Source organism: Nocardioides sp. (assembly GCF_036493135.1).
GTDB lineage: Bacteria > Actinomycetota > Actinomycetes > Propionibacteriales > Nocardioidaceae > Nocardioides.
On sequence record NZ_DASXQG010000085.1, the window covers coordinates 1 to 6749 of the forward strand.

A 6749-nucleotide genomic window follows, 5' to 3' on the forward strand; every position below is an offset into this window, starting at 1 on the left:
ACTCAAAAAGAAACCACCACCACAACCAAACCCAACCAACAAACCCAGCCAGGCCCAACCATGGAGACGGGATCATACAAACCAATTCATCGACAAACACACTGTTGAGTTCTCAAAAATCAGACGCGCACCAGATCAGCCCGGTGAAGGGCAAGATATGAGAGCGTGGGTGGCCGCCGGGGCCGGGAGCCCGACGCGGGGCCCTTTCGAAGGCCGTGGTCTTGCTCCCCGCCGCTCCCTGGCGACAGGAGAGAACAGTACGTGACGCCTCCAACGGCCTGCAAATCGGGGTGGCGCTCGGGGTGGCGCTCGGGGTGTCCCGAGGGCGTCGACGCAGGTCAGCGGCCCACCGCGGTCGACTCAGAGCAGGCCTGGCGCCTCGTCCGGAGAGGCGCACCCGGCCTGCTCGAGGCACTCCTTCAGCTCGCTGCGCAGCTCCCCCAGGAGGCGGGCCACTCCAGGACCGCCCTCGGCCCCCAGCGCCCAGAGAGCCGGTCGGCCCACGAACACCCCTCGCGCGCCGAGTGCGAGCGCGGCCAGCACGTCGACGCCGGCGCGGATACCACCGTCGACGTACACCTCGGCCCGGTCGCCCACCGCTGCCACCACCTCGCGCAACGCCGTCGCGGTGTCCACGGCGCGGTCAAGCTGACGCCCTCCGTGGTTCGAGACGTAGACCGCTGCGGCACCGGCGTCGAGGCATCGGAGCGCGTCGTCGCCTCGCAGCACGCCCTTGACGACCACGGGGACGCCCGCGGCGTCGCGCAGCCAGCCGATGTCCTCGAGCGTGAGGGCGTCCTGCCAGCGACCGTCGTCGGCCTCCGGGTAGTTGGCGCGCCACCAGCTCAGGTCGATCCCGGACCAGTCCTCGTGGTCGACCCCGGGCTTGCTGCCCGGGTACGGCGTGTCGACGGTCAGCGCGACGGCGCGCGCCCCGGCAGCGACCGCGGCCTGTGCCACCGGACGGAACAGATCCCGTTCGGGCGGCAGGTAGGCCTGGAGCCACCAGGGACCTGCCGCGCCCAGGTCGGCGAACCGGGTGCCGGAGTTGGACGAGACGACGTGGAGGGAGCCGGCCTCGGCGACGCCCTCGGCCATCGCCCGCTCGCCACCGGTATGCACCGCCCGCTGCATCGCCGACGGCGCCACCGCGATCGGCGAGGTCACCGATGTGCCGAGCAGGGTCGTCGCCAGGTCGGCCTCGCCGACGGCTCGCAGCACCTGCGGCCGGAAGCGCACCGCGCGCCAGGCGTCGTTCGCCTCGGCCGTCGTCATGCCTTCCCCGGCACCGGCCTGCAGGTAGGCCCACACCGCCGGGTGGATCGAACGACGCGCGCGTTCGCGCAGCACCTCGAGCCAGGGCCCCTGCGGCTCCGGCGCCGGCTCGAGGTCCATGTCAACCGACCTCGACGCCGGCGAACTGCTTCTTGCCCTTCCGGAGAACCAGCCACGAGCCTCCGATCAGGTCGGAGGTCGCGGGCTGCGCCTCGGGGTCCTCGACCCGGACGTTGTTGAGGTAGGCGCCACCCTCCGAGATCGTGCGCCGGGCCTCGCCCTTGCTCTTGACCAGCCCGGTCTCGACGAGCAGGTCGACCACCGGGGCCAAGGCCGCGACGGACGTCGAGCCTGCCTCTCGCAGCGCGGCCGACAGCGTGGCGACGCTGAGCGAGTGCAGGTCGCCACCGCCGAACAACGCCGCGGCCGCCGCCTTCGCGCTCTCGGTCTCCTCGACTCCGTGGACGAAGGTCGTCACCTCGTCGGCGAGTCGCTTCTGGCCGCTGCGTTTCCACGGCTCGTTCTCCGTCACGGCCTCGAGCGCCGCGATCTCCTCCTGGGACAAGAACGTGAACATCTTGAGCAGCTCGCCGACCTGGCTGTCGTCGACGTTCAGCCACCACTGGTGGAAGGCGTACGGCGACATCATCTCCGGGTCGAGCCACAGGGCGTCGGCCTCGGTCTTGCCGTACTTGGTGCCGTCGGGCTTGGTGATCAGCGGTGTCACGAACGCGTGAGCATGTCCGCCGTCGGCCCGGCGGATCAGCTCGACGCCTGCGGTGATGTTGCCCCACTGATCGGTGGCACCGTGCTGCAGCGTGACGCCGTGGTCGCGGAACAGGCTGAGGAAGTCCATCGACTGCAGCAGGACGTAGCTGAACTCGGTGTAGCTGATGCCGGACTCGAGGCGTCGGGAGACGACGTCGCGTTGGAGCATCCGGTTCACCGGGAAGTGCTTGCCGATGTCGCGCAGGAAGTCGATCGTCGAGAGGCTCGCCGTCCAGTCGTAGTTGTTGACGATCGTCGCGGCGTTGGCGCCCTGGAAGCTGACGAACGGCTCGACCTGGCGGCGTACGCGATCGCTCCAGTCCTTGACCGTGTCGAGGGAGTTCAGGGTGCGTTCCGAGCTGTCCTTCGGGTCACCGATCATCCCGGTGGCACCGCCGACCAGGATGTACGGCGTGTGGCCGGCCTTCTGCATGCGGCGCGCGGTGACCAGCTGCACGAGGTTGCCCATGTGCAGGCTCGGCGCGGTGGGGTCGAAGCCGACATAGAACCGCACGCTCCCGGACGTCAGGGCCTCGCGCAGCGCGCCGGGGTCCGTCGAGTGCGCGATCAGGCCGCGCCAGACGAGGTCGTCGAGAAGGGTCGGGTCGAGGGTGCCGGTCACCGCCGGGCCTTTCTGTCTCACGGGTGTGCCAACGCCCAGCCTGCCGCATCCGGCCGTACGGACTCCACCTGGTTGCCCGCCAGGTCGGTCACGCCTTCCCACGTAGGCATGGGCCCGGCCCATCTCGGGAACGTGGGGACCGCACGGTGCCGCCCCTAGGCTGACGTGGACCGAGGCAGGACCGGAAGGACGACGGTGATCGCAGGCAGGTACGACCTCGAGCGCGAGATCGGCCGGGGCGGCATGGGCGCCGTCTGGCTCGGTCGTGACACCGTGCTCGGGCGCGAGGTGGCGCTGAAGCGGATCGGGTTGTTGCCGGGCGCGCAGGCCCCCGACCTCGAGCGCGCCGAGCGCGAGGCGCGGCTCGCCGCCCGGCTCAACCATCCGCACGTCGTAGCGGTCTTCGACCTGGTCGCGGACGGCGAGGACACCTGGCTGGTGATGGAGTACGTCGAGGGCATCACCCTGAGCGCATTCGTCCAGCGCGACGGCGCGCTGATCCCGGACGAGGCGGCACCGCTGATGCGTCAGGCGGCGGACGCCCTCGCGGCCGCGCACCAGGCCGGCATCATCCATCGCGACGTGAAGCCGTCGAACATGATGGTGAACCCGGCCGGCGAGGTGAAGCTGACCGACTTCGGCATCGCGCGCGCCGAGGCCGACTCGACCCTGACGCAGACCGGCCTGGTGACCGGGTCACCGGCGTACCTCGCCCCGGAGATTGCCTCCGGCGCCACGGCATCCGAGGCCTCGGACGTGTGGTCCCTGGGTGCGACGCTCTTCCACCTGCTCGCCGGCCGACCGCCGTACGACGTCAACGAGAACGTGATGGGCGCGCTGTACAAGATCGTCCACGAGGAGCCGCCGCGGCTGACGAATGCCGGATGGCTGGCGCCCTTGCTCGAGCACACGATGGCGCGGAGGCCCGACGACCGCTGGTCCATGGTGCAGGCGCGTGACTTCCTCGACCAGGGCCACGCGGTCGCGATCCATCCGGGGCCGGTCGGTGCGCTGGACGCGGACGGGACCCGCGTGATGCAGGCGACCCCCTCCGAGCCGGTGGCCGTCCCGCCCGTCGCGATCGACCCGACCCTCAGGCGTGCTCGAGCCGGGAGCCGCGCGCGGCGTTCGCCCTGGCGGTGGGTCGCGGCAGCCGCCGTGCTCGTCGCCGTCGGGATCATCGCGGCGGCCGCGCTGCTGGGGTCGCGTGACGGCTCGTCGCCCTCGGCCACGCCGCCGCCGCGGTCCTCCTCGGGACCGTCCACGCCGTCCTCCTCAGCCGCCCAGGCGGCCGCGATGCAGGACTTCATCACCACCTATCTGTCGACGGTGACCAGCGATCAGCACGCGTCCTGGGAGATGCTGACGCGGTCGTTCCAGAAGGCCAGCGGTGGCTTCGGCCAGTACCAGGGCTTCTGGCGCACGATCAGCTCCGCCACGCCGCGGGACATCACCGCCGACCCGGCCGGGATGACCGTGTCGTACGGCGTCGACTACGTGAAGACCGACGGGAGCGAGTCGTCTGACGAGGTCACCCTGCAGCTGGTGCGCAAGGGCTCGTCGTACCTCATCAACGGCGAGGCGTGACCCGGCCCTGAGCATGAGCGCGGCCGGCGGCGTCGTGCCGTGATGACGGCCCCGCGGCGGGTGGCACGATGAGGCCGTGCACCTGCATGCCGCGTTCGTGCCGCCGGCGCCTCTCGTCACCGAGCTCGTCGCGCTGATCCGCGCGCAGACCCCTCCGCCGCCGGAGTCACCCCGGCCGGTCGAGCGTCGGAGCCTGCTCGGACGCCGGACCGTGGAGGAACGGCCCCCGCCCGAGCCCACGGAACCACTGCTCGACCTGCTGGAGCCCTCCAGCATGTGGGTGCCGGTCACCGACTTCGGCTTCGTCCGACCGACCGTCGCCCGAGACCTCGTGGCGACGATCGCACGCGCAGCCGAGCGGTACGCCCCGCCGCGGGTCGTGCTGTCGGGCGGCGCTGCCCTCGTCGACGACGACGACCGCTTCGTCTGGGTCGAGCTGAAGGCCGACGACGACTCGGTCGAGCTGATGCGTGGCATCTCCCGCGAGGTGGTGGCCGTCGTGGAGCCGCTCGGCTTCTACTGCGACCGGCGACAGTTCCGCTCGCGCATCCCCTTGGCCGCTGTCAACGACCTCACCACCGTCGAGCACCTCGAGGTCGTCATCGCAGCGCTCGACGCGCACGTCAGCGAGACGTGGACGGTCGACGAGATGTTGATCCTGCAGCGTGGCGCCGGCACCTATCACCGGGTGGCCATCGGAGCGGGACCAGAGGCCTGATCGCCTCGGTGGGGCTGAGCTACTTCGGTTGATCCTTGACACTCGTATCGACGTTACGACGCCCTCCGGGCGTTTGTGCTCGCTTCCTCCTCACCTCCCCGGTGCTGGTCCTGGCCTCGGTGCGCAGCAGCACGTCTCCGTCGTAGAACTGCAGCACCTTCTCGGTGACCCAGACGTCGATGGGTCGCCCGGCAGCGGCGACGCCGAGGCAGACCTGTTTCCAGCTGACGCAAACCACTCCAACTGCGGTGGCTCGTCGCGCGACCCAGACCCCGTCGGTGCGGTCTTCCCCGGGCCGGCCCGAGGTGGTCTTGGCCATCGGAGCCCGGATCGCGGTCACTGGCGCTGCTTTCTCGCGCCAGAACCGCTCCGCGGGGGTGGCCATGTCCAGCGCTTGATGCGGTCGCCGGGTGTTGTAGTCGAGGACCCACTCGTCGAGCTCGGCTTGGGCGACCTTGAGGCTGGGGAAGACCCGGTCGGTGCGGAACTCGGTGCGCAGCGCCCGGTGGAAACGCTCGATCTTTCCCGTCGTGGTCGGCGACCGGGGCTGGGTCAGCAGATGCTCGATCCCGTTCCCCCGACAGACCCGGTCGAAGAGCACCTCGACCGGCGGCCGGTTGAACCGGCCGGTGAACACCTTGCCGTTGTCGGTCAGGATCTGGCCCGGCACCCCAAAGCGGCCCAGAGCCATCGCCAGCCCCTCACACACTCCGCGCGAGGACTCCCGGGCCATCAAGCAAGCGCTGACACAGAACCGGGAGTGGTCATCGACCCCGGTCAACGCCTTGGCCCGCCGCCCATCGGCTAGCAAGAACCCGCCCACCGTGTCCATCTGCCACAACTCCATCGGTTCCCCGCGCTCCCACCGCTTCCACTTCCGATCCCGCCTCCGGCGCCCGCTGGGATCGATCAGGTTCAGCCGCACCAACGCCCGATAGACCCCCGATCTCGAGGGCAGCACCTCCCCCGCCGGCAGCGCTCCGGGCCTGGCCAGCTCGAACGCCAACCGCTTCGGACCCCACCACGGATGTCGCTGCCGCAGTCCAGCGATCTCGACCTCGACCAGCCAGGACATCTGATGCGGACACGAACTGACCCGGTGCGAACGATCACCCAGGCCCCCAAGCCCGCCGGCCCCGTACTTGGCCAACCAGCTGTGCACCGTCTGACGCGACACCCCGAACCGGGCCGCCACATCGGTGACCGTCTCACCGTCGCCGATCACCGCCAGCACAGCCTGAGACCGCTGCTCTACCACGCTCAACTCCCGCATAACCGGGAGTGTCAAGAATCAGCCGAAGCCGGTGTCAAGCATCAGCCGGAACACCGTCAAGCCTCAACCGAAACCCGAATGTCAGACATCAACCGAAACAACACATCGCCTCGGTGGGGCGGGCGGGGCTCGAACCCGCGACCCAGGGATTATGAGCACTTTCTGCTGTAACGCTGTGCTTTGCCGCCAGCCACACACGGCCACTCGAACCAGACATTGCCGAATCCTTCGCTGTTCGCCCAGCGGCGCCAGAGCCACCGCCTCGCCGAGCCACGACGCTAGCCGAGCACGAGCCCCGTCGGGGGCATGGACTCGCTCAGCAACTAACTGAACTGGCGTGGGGCGACCAGCCATCCGGGGTCTGTCAGATCAACGGTGTAACTGGTCCCTGGCCTGACACGCCGAGCGTTGCTTGGCGGGGAAGCAGGGATCATGACCGACACGATCGAGCCTGTGGAGCTCGACGAGGATGAGAAGTAGCAGATCGCGCACCGGCTGGTCGACCA

At 69.8% G+C, this 6749-nt stretch carries 5 protein-coding genes; 2 read left to right on the top strand and 3 right to left on the bottom strand.

All coding sequences use genetic code 11. The features are described 5' to 3' along the window. Positions 1 to 360 precede the first annotated feature (360 nt). The gene (locus tag VGJ24_RS15975; protein WP_331501627.1) at positions 361 to 1395 is read right to left on the bottom strand and encodes an alpha-hydroxy acid oxidase; all 1035 of its coding nucleotides are present in this window, start codon (positions 1393 to 1395) and stop codon (positions 361 to 363) included. Position 1396: 1 nt separating this feature from the next. After that, on the bottom strand, positions 1397 to 2665 hold the full coding sequence (tyrS, locus tag VGJ24_RS15980; RefSeq protein ID WP_331501628.1) for a tyrosine--tRNA ligase: 1269 nt from the start codon (positions 2663 to 2665) through the stop codon (positions 1397 to 1399). 195 nt (positions 2666 to 2860) lie between these two features. On the opposite strand from tyrS, the gene VGJ24_RS15985 reads away from it, so the two are divergent. Both VGJ24_RS15985 and VGJ24_RS15990 read left to right on the top strand, forming a co-directional pair. Next, complete coding sequence (locus VGJ24_RS15985) at positions 2861 to 4252, top strand: serine/threonine-protein kinase (RefSeq protein ID WP_331501629.1); 1392 nt, start codon at positions 2861 to 2863, stop codon at positions 4250 to 4252. 76 nt (positions 4253 to 4328) lie between these two features. Next, positions 4329 to 4970, top strand: a complete 642-nt coding sequence (locus VGJ24_RS15990; protein WP_331501630.1) for a hypothetical protein — start codon at positions 4329 to 4331, stop codon at positions 4968 to 4970. 19 nt (positions 4971 to 4989) lie between these two features. Here VGJ24_RS15990 and VGJ24_RS15995 read toward each other — a convergent pair whose 3' ends face one another. Continuing rightward, positions 4990 to 6243 carry an IS481 family transposase gene (locus VGJ24_RS15995; protein ID WP_331501631.1) on the bottom strand — a complete coding sequence of 418 codons (1254 nt, stop codon included), beginning with the start codon at positions 6241 to 6243 and terminating at the stop codon, positions 4990 to 4992. Positions 6244 to 6749 lie beyond the last annotated feature (506 nt).